Here is a 20,926-nt window from a genome sequence, read left to right as displayed (position 1 = left end):
CTCACGAGCGCGAGGACATCACCCAGTGACCGCCACGCTTGCGGATCGCCACCCCCAGCAACGGCGCGGCCAGCCTCGGATCGCCCACCAGCTTGGCGGTGGCGATGCTGCCGCTGAACGGCCGCTTCGCCACGGTCGGGTCGGCGCGCAGGTCGACGCCGAGCGCGCGCGACAGATCGTCCGCCACCTCCGCCAGCGTCGCGCCTTCATAGGCCAGCACGCTGTCGCGCCACGATCCGACGCTGGCGACATCGACCGCCGTCACGATCGCCTTGCCGTCGCGCACGAGCAGCCCCTGCCCCTTCACGAGCCGGATGCCATCGCGTCCCGGGTTATAGTCGACTGCGCCCTCCGACACCGCGACGTGGGTCTCGCCACGCGCGTACTTGACGTCGAACGCGGTCCCGACATCGACCAGTCGCGCGCCGCCGACGCTCACCTCGAACGGATCGCTATCGTCGTGCCGGACCACGAACATCGCCTCGCCGCGCTCCAGCGTCGCGATCCGCGGGTCGTCGCGATCGAGCATCAGCCGTGTCTCACCACCCATCGCGATGCTGCTCCCGTCAGCGAGCTGCACCGTCCGCATGGCGCCGGCCGCGGTCTCGACCGCATAGGGGTGCGCGCGCGTTTCGAGCGCCTCATAGCCGACGAACAGCGCCAGCGACGCCGCGATCGCGCCGCCCGTCCAGACCGGCCAACGCCGCTTCGGCATCGGCACGACGACCGGTGCCGCCGCCTCGGCCGGCACGGCCGCCGCCATCTCCTCGATATCCGCCGACATCGCATGATACGCCGTCGCATGACGCGGGTCCGCCTCCAGCCAGGCGTGGAACGCCGGCCAGTCGTCGAACGCGTCGCTGCCGGTCTGGACGACCCAGTCCAGCGCTTGCGCGTCGATATCGTCATGCTCCGCCATCATGGCCTCCTATACGCGATGACGGAGACGATCCGGTACGACCTTGAAAACTCAAGTCTCGTCATAGCGCCGCTTTGCATCGATCATCGCACGATACGCTTTCCGCAGGTCGCCCTCGACGGTGCTGAGGCTCACCCCGAACTCCGCCGCGACCGTCCGCTGCTCGACCCCGTCGATCCTGTGCCGTCGAAATATCCCGGCCGCGCGCGTCCCGACCGACTGCAATGCCGCCTCCGCCAACGCCGCCTGCTCACGCGCGATCACGACGCGCTCGGCGGACGGCTCCTCGGACCGATCGAGCGAAGCGCCGCCGGTCGCCTCGGTCCATTCCCGATCCCGCTTCTCCGCCTGACGCACCGCGCGGTGGCGGTCGAGCATCAGGTTGTTCGCCATCCGGTACAGATACGACAGCGGCGACGCGATCGGCCCGGTCGGTGCCGATTGTATCCGCATCCACAGCTCGTGCAGCAGATCCTCGGCCGCATCGCCCGCACCGAGCGACCGGAGAAACCGCAGCAGCGTGTCGCGGTTCGCGAGGAAAACGGCCTCAAGGCCCGAGGAGTCCATGTTCCGCCCGTGTCGATAGGCCGCCGATCGGCGCGCCACGGCGCCGGGTTCGCGGGGAGACCTACAGCGCTTGCCCCCCCCGCACAATCGGAACGCGGTCGGAACGGAATCGCGTCCGCCGGGTCAGGCCCGGCTGCTGATCGAGGATGGAACTACGTCTTCCGCGATCCGCACGATACCAGGCGATACTCGGGATGATCGCCCTGTACCGCTGCCAGATGCGAATCCGTCCCCGCCAGCCGGCCATGCAACGACGGTCGCAGATGCACGAAGGCGAAACGCGCCAGCATTCCCTCGTCGAGGTCGGTCCGGGGAAAAACCGGCGACTGCGCGCGCCGATTATCGCTGCCCGCCGCTGCATCCGGGTATTTCCCTACTTCTGCGCGCCGCGGTTGGCGGTATCCAGACGGAGATGGCATCCGTTCCCCTTCCCTCTGCCGATCATGTTGCCGATGGCGACGTGCAGGCGCCGTCGCGCGCCGATTGCGCGTCGTGGCTGCCACGCGACCGCGAATGGCTGTTGCTGGCAGGGTATGGCGTAGCGTTTCTCGCGTTGCACCGGCTGGCGATCCTGTGGAGCGGGACAGGCTATTATTCTCTCTGGTTTCCAGCCGCCGGGGTGCGTCTCGCCCTGTTCTGGCGGTTTGGCGCGCGCCTGGCGCCGACTGCGGCGCTCACCGAGATCGCCGTCCAGTGCCTGACCGGAATCGTCGTCTTCACCCAACCCGAATGGCCGCGCGCCATATTCGGCGTCGCCAGCCCCGTATTGGCGTATGGCATCGCGGTCGCGGTGGTGCGCCGGGTCGCCGATGGTGCCACCGGCAGCCTGGCGACCGCGCCGATGCCGCTCGGGCTCGCCTCCGTCCTTGCCCCGCTGACCGCGGTTGCGTTCGCATTGCCATGGTCGATCATCCGGCCCGACCTCACCAACGTCGCCAGCGTCCGCGACGTCATCGCGTCGCTGACCGGGTTCGCGGTCGGCGACATGCTCGGCGTCCTGCTGATTGCCCCGCCGCTGTTGTGGATCGCCGATCTGTCGAGCGGTCGGACGGTCATGCCGGCGATGTTTCCGTCGCGCCGGCACATCGCCGAGGCCATCCTCGTGCTCGGCCTGTCGCTGGCGCTGGTGGCGACGCTCGCGACGATCGGCCTCGGGCTGCCCGCGACCCCGGTGCTGCTCGCGATCGCCTGGATCGGGCTGCGCTTCGGACGGGCCGCGGCGTGGGCGGCGATCGTTGTCACCGCGATCCTCGTGCTGCCCGAGACGACCGGCGCGGTCCCGGTCGACCAGCGGCTCGCGCTTCACATGAGTCTCGCTGCGGTCACCGTGGTGGGCTATCTCGCGGGAAGCTTCGCCGACGCCGAAGCGCGGGCGCTCGCCGCCGTGGCGCGGCGCGACCGGATGCTGTTCCAGGCCGAACGCCTGAAGACGCTGCGCGCGATGTCGGTCGCGGTGATCCACGAGATCAGCCAGCCGCTGTCCACGCTCGCGATCGAAGCGCGTCATCTGGTCGAGATCAGTGCCCGCGCCGATCCCGAGATCGCCGAAACCGCGCGACTTATCGAGCGCAAGACCGCGACGTTGTCGACGCTGGTCCGCCGCCTGCGTCGGTTCGGCGGTCGTGCGGTCGACGAGCCCTCGCTATTGCCGGTCGCGACGCTGCTCGACACGGTCACGGCGCTGGCCAGACCCGAGGCGAGCGTGGCGGGCGTCGCGATCCGTATCGCCCCCGTCGATCCCGAATGGACGGTGATGGCGCAGGAGATCGAGATCGCGCAGGCGCTCGTCAATCTGGTCCGCAATGCCGTGCAGGCGACCGACGATGGCGTGGTCGAGATCGCCGTGACGCGCCGCGACGACCGGATTGCGATTGCGGTCGTCAACCATTGCACCGATCACCCCCTCGTCCATGAGGGCATGGGCGTCGGCTCCCTGGTGGCGAAGGCGATCGTCGAAGCGCATGGCGGCACGCTGTCCCGCGCCGATCGCGGACTGGCGCGGATCGCGCATGTCGTGACCCTTCCGCTTGCCGAAACGCCGATCGGGTATGTCGCATGACGCTGACTTTATGCAGTCCCGCAACGGTGTACGTGCTCGACGACGACGACGATCTCGGCGCCAGCGTTGCTCGCCTGCTGATGCGGCACGGTCACGTCGCACAGGCGTTCGTCGACCCGATCGCGTTGCTGCGCGATTATCCGCGCACCCCTGCCGCCTGCATCATCTCCGACGTGATGATGGGCGACATGGACGGCTTCGCCTTTGCCGATGCCGTGCGGGAACTCGATCCCGACGTCGCCCTGGTCTTCATGACCGCATGGCCCACTACCGCCAACGCGGTCGACAGCGTGCGACGCTATGGCGGACTCGACTACCTCGAAAAGCCGATCGACGAGGACCGCTTGCTGACCGCGGTTGCCGAAGGGGTCGCGTGGTCGAACGGTCGCCGCCTGCTGACACGACGTACCGCGTTGCTGACGACCCGGGAACGCCAGGTGTTCGACATGCTGGTACGCGGCCATAGCAACAAGGCGATTGCGGGCGCGCTGGGGCTCAGCATCAAGACGATCGAAAACCACCGTGCGGCGATCGTCACCAAGACCGGTACCAATGGGCTCGCGCAATTGATCGCGCTCGTCTCATGAACGGTCGCGCGGCTGCAAGCGCTCCCCAATCATCCAGCCAAGGGACGGAAAGGGCGCGCTTTCTTTTGCCGCAACCATGTCTCCATGTCTCAAAGTTGAGCGCTGTGGACATTTCGCGGTTGTACAATCTGGATCAAGTGTCGGCCTTGGCAGGGGGTCGTCGACGGTCGTCGCGCGCACCCGGAAGTAGGATGTGACGATGCTGGTTTTTCCAATGCGCTCGACCAAAAGCGTCGATGGGCTGCTGATCCCGGGACCATCGGTAGAGGGCCAGCTACGATCGCGGATCGACGCGCTCGGCACCATGCGTTCCCGGTCCGCGGGCGCCTTCGAGATTTCGCGCCTGCCGGGGACCGCTCGAGTCCTGGTGATCCCCGAAGGCACCCGGGTCTCCGCGCGGATACGCAATCGCTATTACGATCGGCTGCCCGATGTCGCCATCGTCGGCCCCTCGAGCCAACCGGTCACCTTGCAGATCGATGGCACGGCGCCGGTCGAAATTCCGTTGAGTCCGCTGGACTGGTCGCGGTTGACGGCCGTCGTGGCCGCGACGATGTCCGATCGGATCGTCGGCGCGCGCGATCTTGGCATCACCTGCCTCGACGACGTCGCCGACTTCGCTATGGCAGACTTGGATACGGCCCGTTCGGACGGGGCCGACTCCGACGTGGCCGACTCGCATGTCGTCGACCTTGCGACCAGGGCGATCGCGCGGCTTGCCGAAGCGGTGGTCGCGCGCGACATGACGTCGCTCGATGTCGCAACCACCACGCTGATCGCAGAACTGATGGCGCTGATCGACGCCGGTAGCGTCGACGATGCCGCGACTGCCGCCAGTCAATTGGCGACGACTCCGCATAATCTTCGCCGTATCGCACTGCGCTGGTTCGGTTTTCCACCCAAGACGCTGTTGATGCGCCGCCGTTTCATTGCCGCGCTCGAACGGTTTCAGGAGACCGGGATGGATTTTGCCACGATCACGAACTTTGGTTATTTCGATGCGTCGCACTTTCTCCGCGACGCCAACCGCTTTTTAGGGACCACGCCCCGGCGCTATCTTCGCCGCATCGACAAATAATTTCTTGCAAAACCTGGATCTAGTCGAAATGTCTAGGGATAATCCGGCAGTGTGATAATCTAATCTAGATCAAGTCTTACAGATTAGGAAATGAGCATGAGTCATGAACGATCAGATCGTTTGACCACTGCCGAGGCTTGGCAACAGCGGGCGGACTACCACCGCAACCGTGCCGCGCAGGAAAAACTACTTGCCGAGCGTTCGAAGACCGAAGCGGGTCGCGCCGCGCATCGCCTTCTCGGCGACCGGCATCTTCAGATGATGACGTCGGCTGAACATGTCATGGCGATGACCGACCCCGAAATGCCGCAGAGCTCATCCTTGCAGATGACAGGCTGGCTCATGCGGCAATGCTATAGCGATCAATCCTAACGAAGGGTCGGCGTAGCGTCCGCATCGACCGTTCCCAGGTTGATCCCGTCGTAAAGCGCTAGCAACGCCGTTACTTCCTCGACCACCGTCTCTTGTTCGGCACGCCACCGCGTCGTCGCGTCGTGCTGCGGGATGCCGCCATGTCCATCATGCAGCGTAAAGCCCTGATCGATCAGCCATATCGCATCCGCCGCCCGGGCGCGCTGACGCCGCAGGTGATAGACCCATTGCTCGATGATTCCCGATGGAACCAGCCTGTCCAGATCGCCCATTCGCAAACCGGTACGGCAAGCGCCACGGCAATGCCAGAGTGCAACCGATCAATCCGCACTCGCCGAGAATCGCACGGGATCCGCGCGCGCATCATGGTCTCGCCGCGGTACTCGGTGATCGAGCATTCCTCTTTTTGTAACGCCCCCGCCGCCCAAACACGCCGACGACGCTTTGCGTGCGGCACGCAGATCGTTAGAGCGCGCGGCGATGAACGACCCTTCCATTATCCGCCGCCTTTATGGCCGACGCCAAGGCCACAAGCTTCGCCTCGGCCAGGCCGCGCTTGTCGAGGAAACGCTTGCGGACCTTTCGGTGCCCGACGAGGGTCCCCTCGACGCCGCGACGCTGTTCGGTGATACCGACGGCAATGGCCGTTCCCTCCATGTCGAAATCGGCTTCGGCGCGGGCGAGCATCTTGCCGCCCAGGCTGCGGCCAATCCCGATATCGGGTTCATCGGCTGCGAGCCGTTTCTCAACGGCGTGGTCGGCGCGCTCTCCCATATCCGCGACGGGGCGCTGACCAACGTTCGGCTGTATATGGGCGATGCCCTCGAAGTCATCGAGCGCTTGCCCGATGCCAGCCTCGACCGTCTCTACCTTTTGCACCCCGATCCCTGGCGCAAGGCGCGACACGCCAAACGGCGCATGGTCAATCACGGACCGCTCGACACGATCGCCGCCAAGCTGAAGCCCGGCGCGGAGTTCCGGCTCGGCACCGACGACCCGACCTATTGCCGCTGGTCGATGATGATCATGAATGCGCGCCGCGATTTCGTTTGGCAGGCCGAAAGCCCACACGACTTCCTCACCCGCCCCGACGACTGGCCCGAGACGCGCTACGAACGCAAGGCGCGGCGGCAGGGTCACGAGGTCTGGTACTTCCGGTACATCCGGACCTGACGGCGGGCAGTTTTCAGCGACGATCCAAAGCTTTCGGCCCATCTCGTCGGTGGACGGTGATTGTCCGGCATGAGGCTTCTCGCTTACAAGGGCTCCAACGAGGCGCATCGGCTATCAGTGCGCCCAGGGAGAGACAATGGCTCGTCAGCTCGAACGATTCCCGAACCTCGTCTCGATGTTCTTCGCGCGCGCCGCGGAGAGGGGCGACGCGCCGTTTCTCTGGACCAAGACCAGCGGCACGTGGGTCGCCACCAGCTGGGCCGACGCGGCGCGGCAGGTCGCGAGCCTCGCCACCGCGCTCACCGCGATCGGCCTGAAGCGCGGCGACCGCGTCATGCTGGTCAGCGAGAACCGCCCCGAATGGTGCCTGAGCGACCTCGCGATCATGGCGGCGGGGTGCATCACCGTGCCGACCTACGTTACCAACACCGAACGCGATCACCTCCACATCATCGAGAATGCGGGTGCCTGCGCGATCATCGTGTCGACCGCCAAGCTCGCCAGGACGTTGCTCCCCGCGGTGGTGCGCTCGAACCAGGCGCAGACCGTCATCGGGCTCGAGGACATCAAGGTCCCCGCCGGAATCGATTTCCACAACTGGCACGCGCTGATCGCCGCGCACCAGACCGCCCCCGAAACCGCCGCCGCCCGCGCCGACTTCGCCCGCGAAGACCTCGCCTGCATCATCTACACATCGGGCACCGGCGGCGCGCCGCGCGGCGTGATGCAGCACCACGGCGCGATCCTCCACAATTGCGCAGGGTGCGCGAACGTGATCTCGGAGGATTTCGGCTGGGACGACGAGGTCTTCCTGTCGTTCCTGCCGCTCAGCCACGCCTACGAACACACCGGCGGCCAGCATTTCCCGATCTCGCTCGGCGGCCAGATCTATTACGCGGAAAGCCTCGAAAAGCTCGCCGCCAACATCGAGGAGACGCGCCCGACGATCATGTTCGTCGTCCCCCGCCTGTTCGAGGTTCTCCGCACGCGCATCTCGAAGACGATCGAGAAACAGGGCGGTGCCTCCGCCTACCTATTGCGTCAGGCCCTGGACATCGGCCGCAAGCGCTACGCCGGCCGCCTCCGCCTGATCGACCGTCCTATGCAGGCCGCCGTCGCCACGCTCTTCAAGCCGAAGATCTCCAAGAAATTCGGCGGCCGGTTGAAGGCGATGATCTCGGGCGGCGCCCCGCTCAATCCGGAGGTCGGCCTGTTTTTCGAATCGCTCGGACTCACCTTCCTGCAAGGCTATGGCCAGACCGAAGCCGCCCCCGTCATATCCTGCAACCGCCCCCAGGCCGGCGTCCGCATGGACTCGGTCGGCCCGGCGCTCAAGGACACCGAGGTTCGCATCGCCGAGGACGGCGAGATCCTGGTGCGCGGCGAACTCGTCATGCACGGCTATTGGCGCAACGACGCCGAAACCGCGAAGGTGCTGAAGGACGGCTGGCTCCACACCGGCGACATCGGCGAGATCGACGATCGCGGCCGGATCCGCATTACCGACCGCAAGAAAGACCTGATCATCAACGACAAGGGCGAGAACGTCGCCCCGCAAAAGGTCGAGGGGATGCTGACGCTCCAGCCCGAGATCGTCCAGGCGATGATCGTCGGCGACAAACGCCCCTACATGGTCGCGCTGGTCGTGCCCGATCCGGAGTGGACGCAGGAATGGTGCGCCGCCAACGGCGACGCGTGCAGCTTCGCGCGGCTGGCGGAGAATAGCGAGTTCCGCACGGCCCTGGGCGCGGCGATCGAACGCGTGAACAAGGATTTGACGGTAACCGAACGCATCCGCCGCTTCGTGCTGGCGGATGGCCCGTTCACGATCGAGAACGAGCAGCTGACGCCGAGTTTGAAGATCCGCCGGCATGTGTTGCGGCAGGTCTACGGCGAAAGGTTGGACGGCTTGTATAAACCCTAAAACCTAAGCCCTCTCCCCTCCGGGGAGAGGGAGGGGCCCGCCCGTGCTTGCGGGTGGGAGCGTGAGGGGCGTGAGGCTCGGGCGATCATCCCAAAGCCCCTCACCCTTCCGTCGCCAAGCGGCTCCTCCTTCCCTCTCCCCTGCAGGGAGAGGGGCAAACCTCACTTCTTCGCCGCGTCCGGCACGACCGCCATCGTCCAGTCCTTTTCCGGCCGCAGATACTTCGCCGCCGTCGCCTGCAACTCCACGGGCGTCGTCGCGACCAGATCCGAAGCGATCCGCTGCGTCGCCGCGATCCGCCGCGGGTCGAACGTCGCCCCGCCGAGCTGCTGCAACCAGAACTGGTTCCCGGTCGAGGCGCGCAGGATATACTGCCCCATCGGCTTCTTGATCCGGTCCAACTCGTCCGCGGCGATTGGCGTCGACACCAGCTCGGCCGCGATCTGCCGCGCGATCTGGAAGAAGAACGACACCTTCTCCGGCGCGACCTGCCCGATCGCGACCATGCGGCCGCCGGTGTTCATCCCGACCGGCCACTGGCTCGACACGTTCGGGCTGTAGCTCGCCCCTGCCGCCTGCCGCAGCCGCTCGAACAGACGATCGCTGAACACTTGCGCCAGCACGTCCAGGCGCCGCGCCTCGACGATGTTGTCGATCCCACCGCCGGTCGGCCAGGCGATCACCGCCGCCGCCTGGTTCTCCGGGCCGGTATGCGCACGCATCACCGGCGTCGTATTATGCGCCGGAAAACCGACCGGAGCACCGACCGTAGACACCGCCGTCCGCGGCTTCATCGCCCCGAACGACTTGGCGACTGCGGCAATCGCCTCGTCCGCCTTCACGTCGCCGAAGATCGAGACTTCGATCGGTCCGGTCTTCAGGATCGGCTCCCAGAACGCACGGAAGTCCTTCGCGTTGAGCGCCTCGACGGTCTCCTTCGACGGCGTCCCCCAGCGCGGATCACCGGCCCGCAACAGACCTTCGAGATCGCGCGACAACACGCCATCGGGCGACGAATCATACCCCGCAAACCCGGCCAGCGCCGCCACTCGCGCACGCGCCACCGGCGCCGGATCCCAGGCCGGGAAGGCGAGCTTGGCCGCCATCAGCCGCAACTGATCCGAATAATCCGCCGGCGAGGTGATCGCGCCGAGCGTGAACGCGTCGTCGTCGATCCCGAAGTCGAGGCCGATCCGCCGCCCCGCGGTCAACTGGTCGAGATCGCCCTGGTCGAGCTTGCCGATGCCGCCCGCAACCAGCGCGAGATCGCCCGCCCAGGCCGGCGTCGGCCGGTTCGACGGGATCGCGGTATAGCCGCCACCGAACCGCACGCGCACGTAAACGCGCCCGGTCTCGCCCGCGTTGGGGAACAGCAGCACGCGCGTCCCGTTCGCGAAATTCACCTGCTCCATGTCGAACGCGGTGATCTTTTCGCGGCTCGCGACCGTCCCCGGCTTGCCGAGCGACGGCAGCTTCGAGAAATCGACCGACGCCTGCGCGCGACGCTTGCCCGCAAGCCCCGAGACGTCCGCCTTCAACGCGGTCGCCAGCTTGTTCGCAGCACCGGCATCGGGCGTCTGCGTATTCACGAGCGCCCGCGTCGCGGTGCCCTCGAAGATCGCCTTGCTCGAGGCGAGCAGCGTGGCGGGCGTGAACATCCCCTTCGCCTTGGCGTCCTGCAAAATCTTGTAGGACGTCTCGGGCCCCGCCACCGTCTCGCGGATGTCGAGCGCGCCGACCATGTCGTCGGCCTGCTTCGAGCCGGCCTCGACCTTCGCGGTCTCGACGCTGGTCCGCATGATCGTGTCGAAATCGGCATATTCGCGGTCGACCTCGGCCTGGCTCGGCGGGTTGGTCTGCGCGTCGGCGATCACCGCGCGCACGTCCTTCAACGCCGCTTCCCAGTCCGTGCCGATCGGCACGATGTTGACGCTGGTCAGGTTCGCCGAGCGCGACACGTCGTCGATCGACACGCTCGCCTGAAGGAAACTCCCGCCCGCACGCGCCCGCGTTTCCAGACGCCGGCTGATCAGCCGGGTGGCCAGCACGTCGACCAGCCGCTTCTGGTTCATGATCGCGGTGTCGTCCTTATACTCCCACGGACGGACCACGCCGAGCGTGACCACTGCCGGAATCGCAGGCTCGGCGACCGTCGCGGAGACCGGCGCCTTCGGGTCAGGCTTGCCGAAATCGGGCGCGGGCACGACCGGGTCGGTGCGCTTCCAGTCGGCAAAGTTCTTGACGATCAACCGCCCGAACAGCGCCGGATCCATGTCGCCCGAGATGATGACGACGGTGTTCTCCGGCCGATACCAGCGATCGTGAAACGCCTTTACCGTGGCGCCGGTGGCGGCCTCCAGCGTGTTGATGTTGCCGATCGGCGAGCGATCCGCGAGCGGCTGTCCGGCGAAGAACGTCGCGCGGATCGCATCGCCGAACCGCACCTGCGGCCCCGGCTGCTCGCGCTGTTCGGCCAGCACGATCGGGCGCTCGGCGGCGACCGACGCGTCGGTGATCGTCGGCTTTTCCATCATGCCGGCCATGATCTTCAGGCTCTCGTCGAGCCCCGCCTGCGTGGCCGAGGGAAGATCGAGCTTGAACGTCGTCGAGGTCGGCGTGGTCTGTGCGTTGGTATCCGACCCGAAGGTCGCCCCGAACCGCTGCCACACGCGCTTCGCCTCGCCGTCCGGCACATATTCGGACCCGCGGAACGAGAGATGCTCGATGAAATGCGCAAAGCCGCGTTCGCTGTCGGTTTCGTTCAGCGAGCCCGCATCGATCCGCACGCGTACCGAGACCTGGCCCGGCGGCACGCCGTTCTTGCGCACCGCGAACCGCATGCCATTGGGCAGCGTCCCGAACTTCCACTCCGGGTCCCGCGTGAGGTCGCTGCCCTTGTAGAGCCACGCGGTCGTATCGATCCCGGTCAGCTCGGGCAGCGTCGGCGCTTCTTTAGCGGGTGTGGAGGCGGCCTGCTGACTTGCCATCTGGCCGCTCGCCGGGATAGCGAGGCCGAGCAGGACGGGTAGCAGGACGGGAGCGCGATACAGGCGCGATAAGGATACCATGGCGCATCTCTAGCGTCCCCGCGCGCGCATCGCCAGCGTCGCACCATGGGTGGGGGTCGCGGCTGCCATCATTTCGTCCAACACCCGCGGTATATCGTGTTCAAACAAAGGGATCGGCGCCGTGACGCGTCGGGATGCAGGATAGAGATGACGGTCGAAGCGGAACTGGGGCAGTCTTCATTGTGGCGAGATTCGGGCGAGCCGGCCGTACGCCGCAGCACCCGCATGCCTGATCTCGCGCGCGTGCCCGATCTGAACGTCATCTCCGGCGCACCCAGGCCCGGCGCGCCGATGGTCGCCGAAGCCAACCGCCCTTTGATCATCCGCATCGGCAAGCATTTACGCGGCGTATTCGACCGGATGATCGCCTCGTCCTCGCTGGTCGCGAACGATCCGGTGCTCGACGTCCGCGATTTCGCCTGGACCGCGGTGCTGCGCGAGAACTGGGCCGCGATCCGCGACGAGGCCGTACATGTCGCGCTCAAAGGCGAGGCGTCGCCCAGCCTCGCGACGATCTCGCCCGATCATCGCTCGATCGCCGAGGTCGACAAATGGCGATCGTTCTTCCTCTACGGCTACGGCTATCCGATCGAGGAGAGCCTCGCCCGCTGCCCTCATACGGCGGCGGCAGTCGCGCGCATCCCTGGTCTCAACAGCGCGTTCTTCTCGATCCTCGCGCCCGGCACGCACATCCCCGAGCATCGCGGCGTGACCAAGGGGCTCATCACCTGCCACCTCGGCCTGATCGTGCCGCGCGACGGCGACGTCCGGATGCGCGTCCACGACCGCGTCGTGCGCTGGGCCGAAGGCGAGACCTTGGTGTTCGACGACACCTACAACCATGAGGTGTGGAACGACACGAACGGCACGCGAGTCGTCCTGCTGATCCAGTTCGAACGCCCCCTGCGCAACCCCGGCAAGTGGATCGCCGACCTGTTCCTCGGCATCGTCCGCCGCTCCGCCTTCGTCCAGGACGCGGTCCGCAACATCGGCAGCTGGAACGCCGCGGTGAAGGCGATGGACGTCTGAGTTTATCCAATCAATGATCCAATAATCAGTCGCCATAGCCAAGTCCGTCACCCCAGCGAAAGCTGGGGTATCCCGGTTCGGGCCACCCGCGTCCCAGCGGGAGACCCCAGCTTTCGCTGGGGTGACGGACTTTAGTGGTGAGGACGTTCGGATCTTCTCTAAGTTAAGCCCCCCGCCCCTCACCCCCCGAAAGAAACCGTTTCCCGTTCCGCGCTTGATCCACCGCGCTCGTCGGGCCACATGCGGTGCATGCTCATCGAAACGGAATCCACCCCGAACCCCTCGACGTTGAAGTTCCTGCCGGGACGCGCCGTCATGGACGCCGGCACGCGCGACTTCGCCACCCCCGAGGAGGCCGAGACCAGTCCGCTGGCCGAGGCGATCTTCAATCTCGGCGACGTGACCGGCGTGTTCTTCGGCCGCGATTTCGTGTCGGTGACCGCCGCGCCGGGCGTCGCCTGGTCGGACCTGAAGCCCGACGTGCTCGCGATCCTGCTCGATCATTTCTCCGCCGCGATGCCGCTGTTCAAGCCTGCACGCGCCGGTTTCTCGGTCCCGTCCGACGAGCCCGCTCTGTCGGACGACCCCGCAGATGCCGACATCGTCGCGCAGATCCGCGAACTGATCGACACGCGCGTCCGCCCGGCGGTGGCGAACGACGGTGGCGACATCGTCTATCGCGGCTTCGACAAGGGCAAGGTGTTCCTCCAGCTCCAGGGTGCCTGCGCCGGCTGCCCGTCGTCGAGCGCGACGCTCAAGAACGGCATCGAGCAGCTACTAAAATACTACGTCCCCGAAGTCACCGAAGTGAGAGCCGTCTGATGCGCGCGAAACTCGACGATAGCGTTCTCGACACCGTCTTCCGCGACGCACGCACCTATAACGGCTACACCGACGAGCCCGTCGCCGAGAGCGAGCTGCACGCGATCTGGGACCTCATGAAGTGGGGCCCGACGTCCGCCAACCAGCTCCCCGCGCGGTTGATCTGGTGCGTCAGCGACAAATCGAAGCAGAAGCTGGCGGATGCGTGCAGCGCGCAGAACAAGCCGAAGATCCTGAGCGCCCCCGTGTCGGTGATCATCGGCATGGACACCAATTTCCATGAGCACCTCCCCGAGTTGTTCCCGCACGCCGATGCGAAGTCGTGGTTCGACGGCAACGCCGAACTGCGCGAGGCGTCCGCGTTCCGCAACTCCTCGTTGCAGGGTGCGTATTTCATCATCGCCGCGCGGATGCTCGGGCTCGATACCGGGCCGATGTCGGGCTTCGACGCGGGCAAGGTCGACGCGGCGTTCTTCCACGATACGCCGGCGGTGCGGACCAACTTCATCTCGACGCTTGGCCACGGCGATCCCGCGACGATCTACGCCCGCTCGCCGCGCCCCGACTTCGCGAAGTTCAACACGATAGCCTGAACGCGCTAGCCGACTGCGCTAGCCAAATACCGTCACCCCAGCGAAAGCCGGGGTATCCCGGTTCTGGCCACGGCCTTCGCCAACCGGGAGACCCCAGCGTTCGCTGGGGTGACGGACGTTGGGATGTGACGGAATACACAATGCGCACCTTAGTCATCGAAACATCCACCACAGCCTGCTCGGTCGCGCTCATCGAGTCCGGCGCCGTCATCGCCCGTGCGCACGAAGTCGTCGGCCGCGGCCATGCCGAACGGCTCATCCCGATGATCGCCGAGCTCCCTAACGGCGGCCGCGCCGACCGCATCCTCGTCGATTGCGGCCCGGGCAGCTTCACCGGCGTCCGCGTCGGCATCGCCGCCGCACGTGGTCTCGCGCTCGGCTGGGGCGCGGAAATCGCCGGCTTTTCCTCACTGCCCCTCATCGCCGCCGCCGGTTTCGTAGACCGACCAACCCACGATATTGCGGTGATTATGGAAGGCGGGCATGGCGAGGTCTTCATGCAGGCTTTCTCCGCCGATCTGTCGCCGCGATCCGACATGGTATCGCTGAAGCCCGACGCCGCGCTCGCCGCGCTGGCGGGCCGACGCGCGGTCGGCAACGGCGTCCGCTGGCTTGCTGCACTGGATGCCCAGTTCGAAGGGAGCCTCGACCTGACCGAAGCGCTCCCTGACGCAGCCTCCGCGATCCTGCTCCCGCCAGAACTGACCACGCTCGCACCAAGCCCGATCTACGGCCGCGCGCCCGACGCCAAGCCCTCGGTCCCGAAATAATGGCCAGCCGCCAAGTCGCGACCCGCGCGGTCTCGCTCCGCACCGGCGACGCGCGCGATCTCGCGATCGTCGACGCGCTGATGACCGAGGCGTTCGACCCGCGCTACGGCGAGGCGTGGACGCGCAGCCAATGCCTTGGCGTGCTCGCGCTCACCGGCGTCCACCTCACGCTTGCGTTCGTCGACGAGTTCCCGGCGGGTTTCACCATGACCCGCACCGTCGCCGACGAAGCCGAGCTGCTGCTGATCGCGGTGGCCCCCGACTATCGTCGCCGCGGCGTCGGCACCGCGCTGATCCGTGCGGCGATCGCCGAATGCTCGGTCGGCGCCATCGCGAAACTCCACCTCGAAGTCCGTGCGGGCAACGAGGCCGTCAAGATGTACGGCGCGCACGGCTTCACCAAGGTCGGCGAACGTCGTGCCTATTACCGCGGCAAGACCGGCGTCGCGTATGACGCCCACACATATTCGCGAGTTATCACCGGTTAAGGCTTATTGCGAGTCACTATCCCTTTTCGCAACAGCGCGAACGTCCTACATGGGGTGCAACGAGGGAATGACACATGCCGCGCAAGATCGATCTGGAAGCACTCTGCAACGAGAAAGGCCTGCGCATCACCGAGCAGCGCCGCGTCATCGCGCGCGTGTTGTCCGAGGCGGATGACCATCCCGACGTCGAGAAGGTCTATGAGCGCGCATCGCAGATCGACCCCGGCATCTCGATCGCGACGGTGTACCGCACGGTCCGGCTATTCGAGGAAGCCGGCATCCTCGACCGCCATGATTTCGGCGACGGTCGTGCGCGCTACGAGCCCGCACCCGAAGCGCATCACGATCACCTGATTGACGTCGAGAGCGGCAAGGTCATCGAATTCGTCGATCCCGAACTCGAGCAGTTGCAGAAGGCGATTGCGGAGAAGCTCGGCTTCCGACTGGTCGATCACCGGATGGAACTCTACGGCGTCGCCCTCACCCGCAAGGACTGAGCCGATCGGCCGGATCCGCTTTGGCGCGCGGCTGGCGGCGCTGCTGCTGGCGCTGATTCTGGCGCTTCCGTTACATGGCGCGTGGCGGCTGTTCGGGCGGAAATCGCCTTGGCCGCCGCGTTTCCTGGGGCTTGTCGCACGGATCGTCGGTGCGAGAGCGCGGGTCGTTGGCACCCCGCTGCGTCATGACGTCGTCTTCGTCTCGAACCATCTGAGCTGGATCGACATCCTGCTCCTGTCCGGCGCGACCGGCAGCGCCTTCGTGGCGAAATCGGAACTCCGCGCGGCCCCGCTGTTCGGCTGGCTCTGCACGCTCAACCACACGATCTTCGTCAGCCGCGCCGACCGCATGGCCGTCACCGCCCAGATCGCCCAGATCCGCGACGCGCTGGCGGCAGACTGGCCCGTGACGCTGTTCCCCGAGGGCACGACGGGCGACGGCACCTCGCTCCTCCCGTTCAAGGCGGCATTGCTGGCGGCCCTGGACCCACCCCCGCCCGGCGTCCGCGTGCAGCCCGTCCGCATCGACTATGGCACGGCAACCGACGAACTCGCCTGGGTCGGCGACGAGCCCGGCCAACACCACGCCGCCCGCGTTCTCAAGCGAAAGGGCAGCTTCATCGCAACGCTGCACTTCGCCGAACCCTTCGATCCGGTAGAATACGGCGACCGAAAAGCCATAGCCGCCGAAGCCCGCCGCCGCATGGAAGCGCTATAGCTCGACCAACGAGTGTTCCCCCGCGAAGGCGGGGTCCCAGTCTGGACTCCCGCCTTCGCGGGAGAACAAGGGGGCGCCACCGCTTCCTAACAGAGGAACACCACCCCGGCGAAGGCCGGGGCCCAGTTGGAAAGGTCGCAGTAACGGAGCGCAGGCCTCAGTTAGCAACGTCCCCCCAACTGGGCGCCGGCCTCCGCCGGGGAGGTGCAAATCGCCAAGCGGCCCTTCGACGCTTTACCAACCAACAACGCCCCCTCCCCCCACGCGCACAAATTTGGTACGGCCCCCGCATGTCCCCTCCTAAAACCTTCCACGTAAAATCCTTCGGCTGCCAGATGAACGTCTACGACGGCGAGCGCATGGCCGAACTGATGGCCGCCCAGGGCCTCACCCAGGCCGACGTGGTCGACGCCGACGTCGTCGTCCTCAACACCTGCCACATCCGCGAACGCGCCACCGAAAAGGTCTATTCCGACATCGGCCGCCTCCGGAAGGACCAGCGCCGCAAGTCCGGCAAGACCCCAATGATCGCCGTCGCCGGCTGCGTCGCGCAGGCCGAGGGCGAGGAGATCTTCACCCGCGCCAAGGTCGACATCGTCGTCGGCCCCCAGGCCTATCACAACCTCCCCGACCTCGTCGCGAAGGCCGCAGCCGGCACCCCCTCTCTCGACACCGACATGCCGCTGCTGTCGAAGTTCGGCGCACTCCCCGCCCGCCGAAAGGTCGCCCCCTCGGCGTTCCTCACCGTGCAGGAAGGGTGCGACAAATTCTGCACCTACTGCGTCGTCCCCTACACGCGGGGCGCAGAGATCAGCCGCCCGTTCGCCGCGATCGTCGACGAGGCGAAAGCGCTGGTCGACGCCGGTGCACGCGAGATCACGCTGCTCGGGCAGAACGTAAACGCGTGGTCTGAGAATGAGCGCGGCCTGCACGACCTGATCCGCGACATCGACCGCATCCCCGGCCTCGCGCGCATCCGCTACACCACCAGCCACCCCAACGACATGACGCAGGGCCTGATCGACGCACACCGCGACATCGAGAGCCTGATGCCGTTCCTCCATCTGCCGGTCCAAAGCGGCAGCGACCGCGTGTTGAAGGCAATGAACCGGTCGCACACTCGCGACTCCTACCTCCGCCTGCTCGACCGTGTCCGCGCCGTCCGCCCCGACATCGCGCTGTCCGGCGACTTCATCGTCGGCTTCCCCGGCGAGACCGACGCCGAGTTCGAGGACACGCTCAGCCTCGTCGATGCGGTCGGCTATGCGCAGGCATACAGCTTCAAATACAGCCCCCGCCCCGGCACGCCTGCGGCGTCGATCGTCGAACAGGTCCCGGAATCGGTGATGGACGAACGCCTCCAGCGCCTCCAGACCGCGCTCAACCGCGACCAGCACGCCTTCAACGCCGCCACCGTCGGCCGCACCTGCACCGTCCTGCTCGAACGCACGGGCAAACTCCCCGGCCAGCTGATCGGCAAGTCCCCCTGGCTGCAATCGGTCCACCTGCTCGGCAACCACGTGATCGGCGACCTGGTAGAGGTGACGCTCGCGGCAGCCGGCCCCAATTCCCTGAGCGGCATCGAACGCATCGCCGAAGCCGCCTGACCCCCTTCCGATCCTCCCCCGCAAGGGGGAGGTGGCAGGCACTTGCCTGACGGAGGGGGAGGTAAGGCGTCACCGCTGTTTCGCGTGCCTCCCCCTCCGTCGCCTACGGCGCCACCTCCCCCTGGCGGGGGAGGATCGTGAGGAGCGCATTCAAGGCATGGCGGCAACACTCACGAGCCATCGCTCGAGCCCCGCGATTTCGCTGTCCTACACCCCGATCGCCTGTCACACTCGCCGCCGATGCAGCTTCGCCCGCGCGACTCGAATCATCTCTCGGCCAGCGCTCCGGCGCGGCTTGAACGCGTCGCTTGGCGTGCTCATCTCCGGTCCGACGACACGTCAATCGCACTGTGCGTTGGCCTAACCCGGCCTAACCTTCTTTTGCAAAAGCCCTTCTTTTCCAAAAGCCTGTCCCTGAAAGGACCGTATGAGCCGTAAACCCGTTCCCGCCCAGTCCGGTGACCGCGCCCGTGTCGAGCTGCTGTTCGACAAGCCCCAATTGCTCGTCCGGCTGTTCGGCCAGTACGACCAGAACCTGGTAGCGCTCGAGAATCGCCTCGGCGTCTACATCACCGCACGAGGGAACAAGATCGGCCTGGAGGGCACCGCCGAACAGGTCGCCAAGGCCCGCGATGTCCTCCACGACCTCTACGCCCGCATCCAGCGCGGCGAGGACGTCGACACCGGCCTCGTCGACGCGTCGATCGCGATGGCGGACGAGCCCGTGCTCGAAGGCATCATCCGCGCCGATGCCGGTGGCGGCGGCGCCCCCCCGATCATGATCCGGACGCGTAAGAAGACGATCGTCCCGCGCACCCCCGCGCAGGCGCACTACATGCGCGAACTCGCCAACAACGACATGATCTTCGCGCTCGGGCCGGCAGGGACGGGCAAGACCTATGTCGCCGTCGCGCAGGCGGTGCAGCAGCTCATCACCGGTAGCGTCCAGCGCCTCATCCTCTCGCGCCCCGCGGTCGAAGCCGGCGAACGTCTCGGCTTCCTCCCCGGCGACATGAAGGAGAAGGTCGATCCCTACCTCCGCCCGCTCTACGACGCGCTCTACGACTGCCTCCCCGCCGAGCAGGTCGAACGCCGCATCGCATCGGGCGAGATCGAGGTCGCCCCGATCGCCTTCATGCGCGGCCGCACGCTCGCCGACGCGTTCGTGATCCTCGACGAGGCGCAGAACACCACGCCGGCGCAGATGAAGATGTTCCTCACCCGCTTCGGCCAGAACAGCCGCATGGTGATCTGCGGCGACCCGAAGCAGGTCGACATCCCCGGCGGCGTCGCAGCCTCGGGCCTCGCGGATGCGGTCACGAGGCTGGAGGGCGTCGAGAGCATCTCGATGTGCCGCTTCACCGTCGGCGACGTCGTCCGCCATCCGATCGTCGGCCGCGTCGTCGCCGCCTACGAAGGAACCGATGCTTGATGGTCGGGATATCCTGGAGTACATCTTCAGGATATCCCCGGAGTCGGACGATGGCATCGCTCTATATCAAGAACGCGGATACCGCGGATCTCGCACGTGAGGTGGCGGGCTTGCTCGGTACCAGCAAGACTGCAGCGGTCCACGACGCTCTCCTGCACCGCAAGCGTATGCTCGAGACAGAGAAGCGCGCGAGTATCCATGATCGGTTCGCGGCTTGGCGAGCGGCTCACCCACTAGGCGAACCGACGGGGTTGGAAGCGGACAAGGCCTTCTACGATTCGCTTAACGACGAAGACGACGATTGATCGCGTTCCTGGACGCTTCCGCAATGGTCGCAATCATGACGGGCGAGCCGGAAGCCTTCTCCCTCGAGAAGCGATACGGTCAGGCTGAAGCGGTACTGTGCTCGGCGATGTCGCTATGGGAAACAGTCCGCGCGGTGGCACGCAAGCGCAAGGTTCCCGTCACCGTCGCACACGCCGAAGTCGAGACGTTCATAGTCGACTTCGCCCTCCGCCTCGTTCCGATCGGCGAGATCGAGACCCGAGAGGCCATCAAGGCTCACGAACGCTACGGCAAAGGGAACCACCCCGCGAAGCTCAACATGGGCGATTGTTTCGCCTATGCCTGCGCAAAGACCAATGGTGCGGAACTTCTCTACAAGGGTAATGATTTCGCCCAAACCGATCTCGCCTGAAGGACCTGCATGCTCGAAATCGCGCTCTCTTCCGATGCCCCCTGGCCTGAGCAGGACTGGGACGCGCTCGCCCTGCGCGCAACGACCGCGGCCATTGAGCGGACTCCACATGGCGAACTGCTGACCGGTACCGCAACCGTCGAGATCTCGATCCGGCTCGCATCCGACGAAGAGGTCCACACGCTCAACAAACAGTACCGCCAGAAGGACAAACCGACCAACGTCCTGTCCTTCCCGATGGTCCAGCCCGATCTGCTCGCCACGATCACCCAGAACTCCGACGACGGCGAGGTCCTCCTGGGTGACATCATCCTTGCGCACGGCGTCTGCGTGGCGGAAGCCGCCGAGCGCGGCATTTCTGTCGAGGATCATGCCATGCATCTGATGGTGCACGGCACGCTGCATCTGCTAGGCTATGACCATATCGACGACGACGAGGCCGAGGGTATGGAGCAGATCGAGCGTGATGCGCTCGCCGCGCTCGGCCTTCACGACCCTTATCTGATAAAAGAGGACTGACGACCAC

General features: G+C 66.2%; 23 protein-coding genes. 18 read left to right on the top strand and 5 right to left on the bottom strand.

Features of this window, described 5'->3' with window-relative positions:
• Nucleotide 1 precedes the first annotated feature (1 nt).
• The 3 genes from U1737_RS16765 to U1737_RS16755 form a co-directional block, all read right to left on the bottom strand.
• Nucleotides 2-919, bottom strand: a complete 918-nt coding sequence (locus U1737_RS16765; protein ID WP_248522847.1) for a FecR family protein — start codon at nucleotides 917-919, stop codon at nucleotides 2-4.
• 51 nt (nucleotides 920-970) lie between these two features.
• Nucleotides 971-1,486, bottom strand: a complete 516-nt coding sequence (locus tag U1737_RS16760) for a sigma-70 family RNA polymerase sigma factor (protein ID WP_332797551.1) — start codon at nucleotides 1,484-1,486, stop codon at nucleotides 971-973.
• A 152-nt stretch (nucleotides 1,487-1,638) separates the two neighbouring features.
• A complete protein-coding gene (locus U1737_RS16755; RefSeq protein WP_248522845.1) occupies nucleotides 1,639-1,776 on the bottom strand; it encodes a hypothetical protein in 138 nt (45 codons plus the stop codon).
• 122 nt (nucleotides 1,777-1,898) lie between these two features.
• Here U1737_RS16755 and U1737_RS16750 point away from each other — a divergent pair, with 122 nt between their 5' ends.
• The 4 genes from U1737_RS16750 to U1737_RS16735 all read left to right on the top strand — a co-directional run bounded on the left by U1737_RS16750 (nucleotide 1,899) and on the right by U1737_RS16735 (nucleotide 5,582).
• Nucleotides 1,899-3,545: an ATP-binding protein gene (locus U1737_RS16750; protein WP_332797550.1), complete on the top strand. Its 1,647-nt coding sequence runs from the start codon at nucleotides 1,899-1,901 to the stop codon at nucleotides 3,543-3,545.
• Nucleotides 3,542-4,132, top strand: a complete 591-nt coding sequence (locus U1737_RS16745; RefSeq protein ID WP_248522843.1) for a response regulator transcription factor — start codon at nucleotides 3,542-3,544, stop codon at nucleotides 4,130-4,132. Before U1737_RS16750 ends, U1737_RS16745 begins: the two co-directional genes overlap by 4 nt.
• A 199-nt stretch (nucleotides 4,133-4,331) precedes the next feature.
• Nucleotides 4,332-5,210, top strand: coding sequence for a helix-turn-helix domain-containing protein (locus tag U1737_RS16740; protein ID WP_332797549.1), 879 nt, complete (start codon nucleotides 4,332-4,334; stop codon nucleotides 5,208-5,210).
• Nucleotides 5,211-5,306: 96 nt separating this feature from the next.
• Entirely contained in the window at nucleotides 5,307-5,582 is a 276-nt protein-coding gene (locus tag U1737_RS16735; protein WP_248522841.1) for a hypothetical protein, read from the top strand.
• Here the strand turns inward: U1737_RS16735 and U1737_RS16730 are convergent.
• Nucleotides 5,579-5,854, bottom strand: coding sequence for a hypothetical protein (locus tag U1737_RS16730; protein WP_332797548.1), 276 nt, complete (start codon nucleotides 5,852-5,854; stop codon nucleotides 5,579-5,581). The two genes, U1737_RS16735 and U1737_RS16730, sit on opposite strands and share 4 nt — an antisense overlap.
• Nucleotides 5,855-6,062: 208 nt before the next feature.
• Here U1737_RS16730 and trmB point away from each other — a divergent pair, with 208 nt between their 5' ends.
• Nucleotides 6,063-6,755: a tRNA (guanine(46)-N(7))-methyltransferase TrmB gene (trmB, locus tag U1737_RS16725; protein ID WP_332797547.1), complete on the top strand. Its 693-nt coding sequence runs from the start codon at nucleotides 6,063-6,065 to the stop codon at nucleotides 6,753-6,755.
• Nucleotides 6,756-6,891: 136 nt separating this feature from the next.
• Complete coding sequence (locus U1737_RS16720; protein ID WP_332797546.1) at nucleotides 6,892-8,679, top strand: AMP-dependent synthetase/ligase; 1,788 nt, start codon at nucleotides 6,892-6,894, stop codon at nucleotides 8,677-8,679.
• Nucleotides 8,680-8,840: 161 nt separating this feature from the next.
• Here the strand turns inward: U1737_RS16720 and U1737_RS16715 are convergent, their stop codons facing one another.
• A complete protein-coding gene (locus U1737_RS16715) occupies nucleotides 8,841-11,747 on the bottom strand; it encodes a M16 family metallopeptidase (protein WP_332797545.1) in 2,907 nt (968 codons plus the stop codon).
• A gap of 147 nt (nucleotides 11,748-11,894) precedes the next feature.
• On the opposite strand from U1737_RS16715, the gene U1737_RS16710 reads away from it, so the two are divergent.
• The 12 genes from U1737_RS16710 (at nucleotide 11,895) to ybeY (ending at nucleotide 20,919) form a co-directional block, all read left to right on the top strand.
• Complete coding sequence (locus U1737_RS16710; protein ID WP_248522836.1) at nucleotides 11,895-12,776, top strand: aspartyl/asparaginyl beta-hydroxylase domain-containing protein; 882 nt, start codon at nucleotides 11,895-11,897, stop codon at nucleotides 12,774-12,776.
• Nucleotides 12,777-13,025: 249 nt separating this feature from the next.
• Nucleotides 13,026-13,598 (top strand): NifU family protein, encoded by a 573-nt coding sequence (locus tag U1737_RS16705; RefSeq protein WP_187504735.1) that lies wholly within the window; start codon nucleotides 13,026-13,028, stop codon nucleotides 13,596-13,598.
• Nucleotides 13,598-14,191, top strand: a complete 594-nt coding sequence (locus U1737_RS16700) for a malonic semialdehyde reductase (protein WP_332797544.1) — start codon at nucleotides 13,598-13,600, stop codon at nucleotides 14,189-14,191. The genes U1737_RS16705 and U1737_RS16700 overlap by 1 nt, the downstream gene beginning before the upstream one ends.
• A gap of 140 nt (nucleotides 14,192-14,331) precedes the next feature.
• Nucleotides 14,332-14,961, top strand: coding sequence for a tRNA (adenosine(37)-N6)-threonylcarbamoyltransferase complex dimerization subunit type 1 TsaB (tsaB, locus tag U1737_RS16695; RefSeq protein WP_332797543.1), 630 nt, complete (start codon nucleotides 14,332-14,334; stop codon nucleotides 14,959-14,961).
• Nucleotides 14,961-15,449: a GNAT family N-acetyltransferase gene (locus U1737_RS16690; RefSeq protein WP_332797542.1), complete on the top strand. Its 489-nt coding sequence runs from the start codon at nucleotides 14,961-14,963 to the stop codon at nucleotides 15,447-15,449. The genes tsaB and U1737_RS16690 overlap by 1 nt, the downstream gene beginning before the upstream one ends.
• A 74-nt stretch (nucleotides 15,450-15,523) precedes the next feature.
• Complete coding sequence (locus tag U1737_RS16685) at nucleotides 15,524-15,946, top strand: Fur family transcriptional regulator (RefSeq protein WP_056047123.1); 423 nt, start codon at nucleotides 15,524-15,526, stop codon at nucleotides 15,944-15,946.
• Entirely contained in the window at nucleotides 15,870-16,664 is a 795-nt protein-coding gene (locus tag U1737_RS16680) for a lysophospholipid acyltransferase family protein (RefSeq protein WP_332797541.1), read from the top strand. Before U1737_RS16685 ends, U1737_RS16680 begins: the two co-directional genes overlap by 77 nt.
• Nucleotides 16,665-16,954: 290 nt before the next feature.
• The gene (gene miaB / locus U1737_RS16675) at nucleotides 16,955-18,271 is read left to right on the top strand and encodes a tRNA (N6-isopentenyl adenosine(37)-C2)-methylthiotransferase MiaB (RefSeq protein WP_332797540.1); all 1,317 of its coding nucleotides are present in this window, start codon (nucleotides 16,955-16,957) and stop codon (nucleotides 18,269-18,271) included.
• Between the two features lie 427 nt (nucleotides 18,272-18,698).
• On the top strand, nucleotides 18,699-19,703 hold the full coding sequence (locus U1737_RS16670) for a PhoH family protein (RefSeq protein ID WP_132737677.1): 1,005 nt from the start codon (nucleotides 18,699-18,701) through the stop codon (nucleotides 19,701-19,703).
• Nucleotides 19,704-19,753: 50 nt separating this feature from the next.
• Nucleotides 19,754-20,008 carry a type II toxin-antitoxin system VapB family antitoxin gene (locus tag U1737_RS16665; RefSeq protein ID WP_332797539.1) on the top strand — a complete coding sequence of 85 codons (255 nt, stop codon included), beginning with the start codon at nucleotides 19,754-19,756 and terminating at the stop codon, nucleotides 20,006-20,008.
• The gene (locus U1737_RS16660; RefSeq protein ID WP_332797538.1) at nucleotides 20,005-20,400 is read left to right on the top strand and encodes a type II toxin-antitoxin system VapC family toxin; all 396 of its coding nucleotides are present in this window, start codon (nucleotides 20,005-20,007) and stop codon (nucleotides 20,398-20,400) included. Before U1737_RS16665 ends, U1737_RS16660 begins: the two co-directional genes overlap by 4 nt.
• 9 nt (nucleotides 20,401-20,409) lie before the next feature.
• Nucleotides 20,410-20,919, top strand: a complete 510-nt coding sequence (gene ybeY, locus U1737_RS16655) for an rRNA maturation RNase YbeY (RefSeq protein WP_332797537.1) — start codon at nucleotides 20,410-20,412, stop codon at nucleotides 20,917-20,919.
• The last annotated feature ends 7 nt before the right edge of the window (nucleotides 20,920-20,926 follow it).

This window comes from Sphingomonas fucosidasi, assembly GCF_036663855.1.
GTDB lineage: Bacteria > Pseudomonadota > Alphaproteobacteria > Sphingomonadales > Sphingomonadaceae > Sphingomonas > Sphingomonas faeni_B.
Note: the sequence above shows the minus strand (reverse complement) of the source record. Positions and strands in the feature narration are given on the sequence as shown.

What these genes read in the sequence shown, in the direction of transcription:
- U1737_RS16765 (WP_248522847.1), bottom strand. Translation starts at nt 919, where the DNA reads ATGGCGGAGCATGACGATATCGACGCGCAAGCGCTGGACTGGGTCGTC.
- U1737_RS16760 (WP_332797551.1), bottom strand. Translation starts at nt 1,486, where the DNA reads ATGGACTCCTCGGGCCTTGAGGCCGTTTTCCTCGCGAACCGCGACACG.
- U1737_RS16755 (WP_248522845.1), bottom strand. Translation starts at nt 1,776, where the DNA reads ATGCTGGCGCGTTTCGCCTTCGTGCATCTGCGACCGTCGTTGCATGGC.
- U1737_RS16750 (WP_332797550.1), top strand. Translation starts at nt 1,899, where the DNA reads ATGGCATCCGTTCCCCTTCCCTCTGCCGATCATGTTGCCGATGGCGAC.
- U1737_RS16745 (WP_248522843.1), top strand. Translation starts at nt 3,542, where the DNA reads ATGACGCTGACTTTATGCAGTCCCGCAACGGTGTACGTGCTCGACGAC.
- U1737_RS16740 (WP_332797549.1), top strand. Translation starts at nt 4,332, where the DNA reads ATGCTGGTTTTTCCAATGCGCTCGACCAAAAGCGTCGATGGGCTGCTG.
- U1737_RS16735 (WP_248522841.1), top strand. Translation starts at nt 5,307, where the DNA reads ATGAGTCATGAACGATCAGATCGTTTGACCACTGCCGAGGCTTGGCAA.
- U1737_RS16730 (WP_332797548.1), bottom strand. Translation starts at nt 5,854, where the DNA reads ATGGGCGATCTGGACAGGCTGGTTCCATCGGGAATCATCGAGCAATGG.
- trmB (WP_332797547.1), top strand. Translation starts at nt 6,063, where the DNA reads ATGAACGACCCTTCCATTATCCGCCGCCTTTATGGCCGACGCCAAGGC.
- U1737_RS16720 (WP_332797546.1), top strand. Translation starts at nt 6,892, where the DNA reads ATGGCTCGTCAGCTCGAACGATTCCCGAACCTCGTCTCGATGTTCTTC.
- U1737_RS16715 (WP_332797545.1), bottom strand. Translation starts at nt 11,747, where the DNA reads ATGGTATCCTTATCGCGCCTGTATCGCGCTCCCGTCCTGCTACCCGTC.
- U1737_RS16710 (WP_248522836.1), top strand. Translation starts at nt 11,895, where the DNA reads ATGACGGTCGAAGCGGAACTGGGGCAGTCTTCATTGTGGCGAGATTCG.
- U1737_RS16705 (WP_187504735.1), top strand. Translation starts at nt 13,026, where the DNA reads ATGCTCATCGAAACGGAATCCACCCCGAACCCCTCGACGTTGAAGTTC.
- U1737_RS16700 (WP_332797544.1), top strand. Translation starts at nt 13,598, where the DNA reads ATGCGCGCGAAACTCGACGATAGCGTTCTCGACACCGTCTTCCGCGAC.
- tsaB (WP_332797543.1), top strand. Translation starts at nt 14,332, where the DNA reads ATGCGCACCTTAGTCATCGAAACATCCACCACAGCCTGCTCGGTCGCG.
- U1737_RS16690 (WP_332797542.1), top strand. Translation starts at nt 14,961, where the DNA reads ATGGCCAGCCGCCAAGTCGCGACCCGCGCGGTCTCGCTCCGCACCGGC.
- U1737_RS16685 (WP_056047123.1), top strand. Translation starts at nt 15,524, where the DNA reads ATGCCGCGCAAGATCGATCTGGAAGCACTCTGCAACGAGAAAGGCCTG.
- miaB (WP_332797540.1), top strand. Translation starts at nt 16,955, where the DNA reads ATGTCCCCTCCTAAAACCTTCCACGTAAAATCCTTCGGCTGCCAGATG.
- U1737_RS16670 (WP_132737677.1), top strand. Translation starts at nt 18,699, where the DNA reads ATGAGCCGTAAACCCGTTCCCGCCCAGTCCGGTGACCGCGCCCGTGTC.
- U1737_RS16665 (WP_332797539.1), top strand. Translation starts at nt 19,754, where the DNA reads ATGGCATCGCTCTATATCAAGAACGCGGATACCGCGGATCTCGCACGT.
- ybeY (WP_332797537.1), top strand. Translation starts at nt 20,410, where the DNA reads ATGCTCGAAATCGCGCTCTCTTCCGATGCCCCCTGGCCTGAGCAGGAC.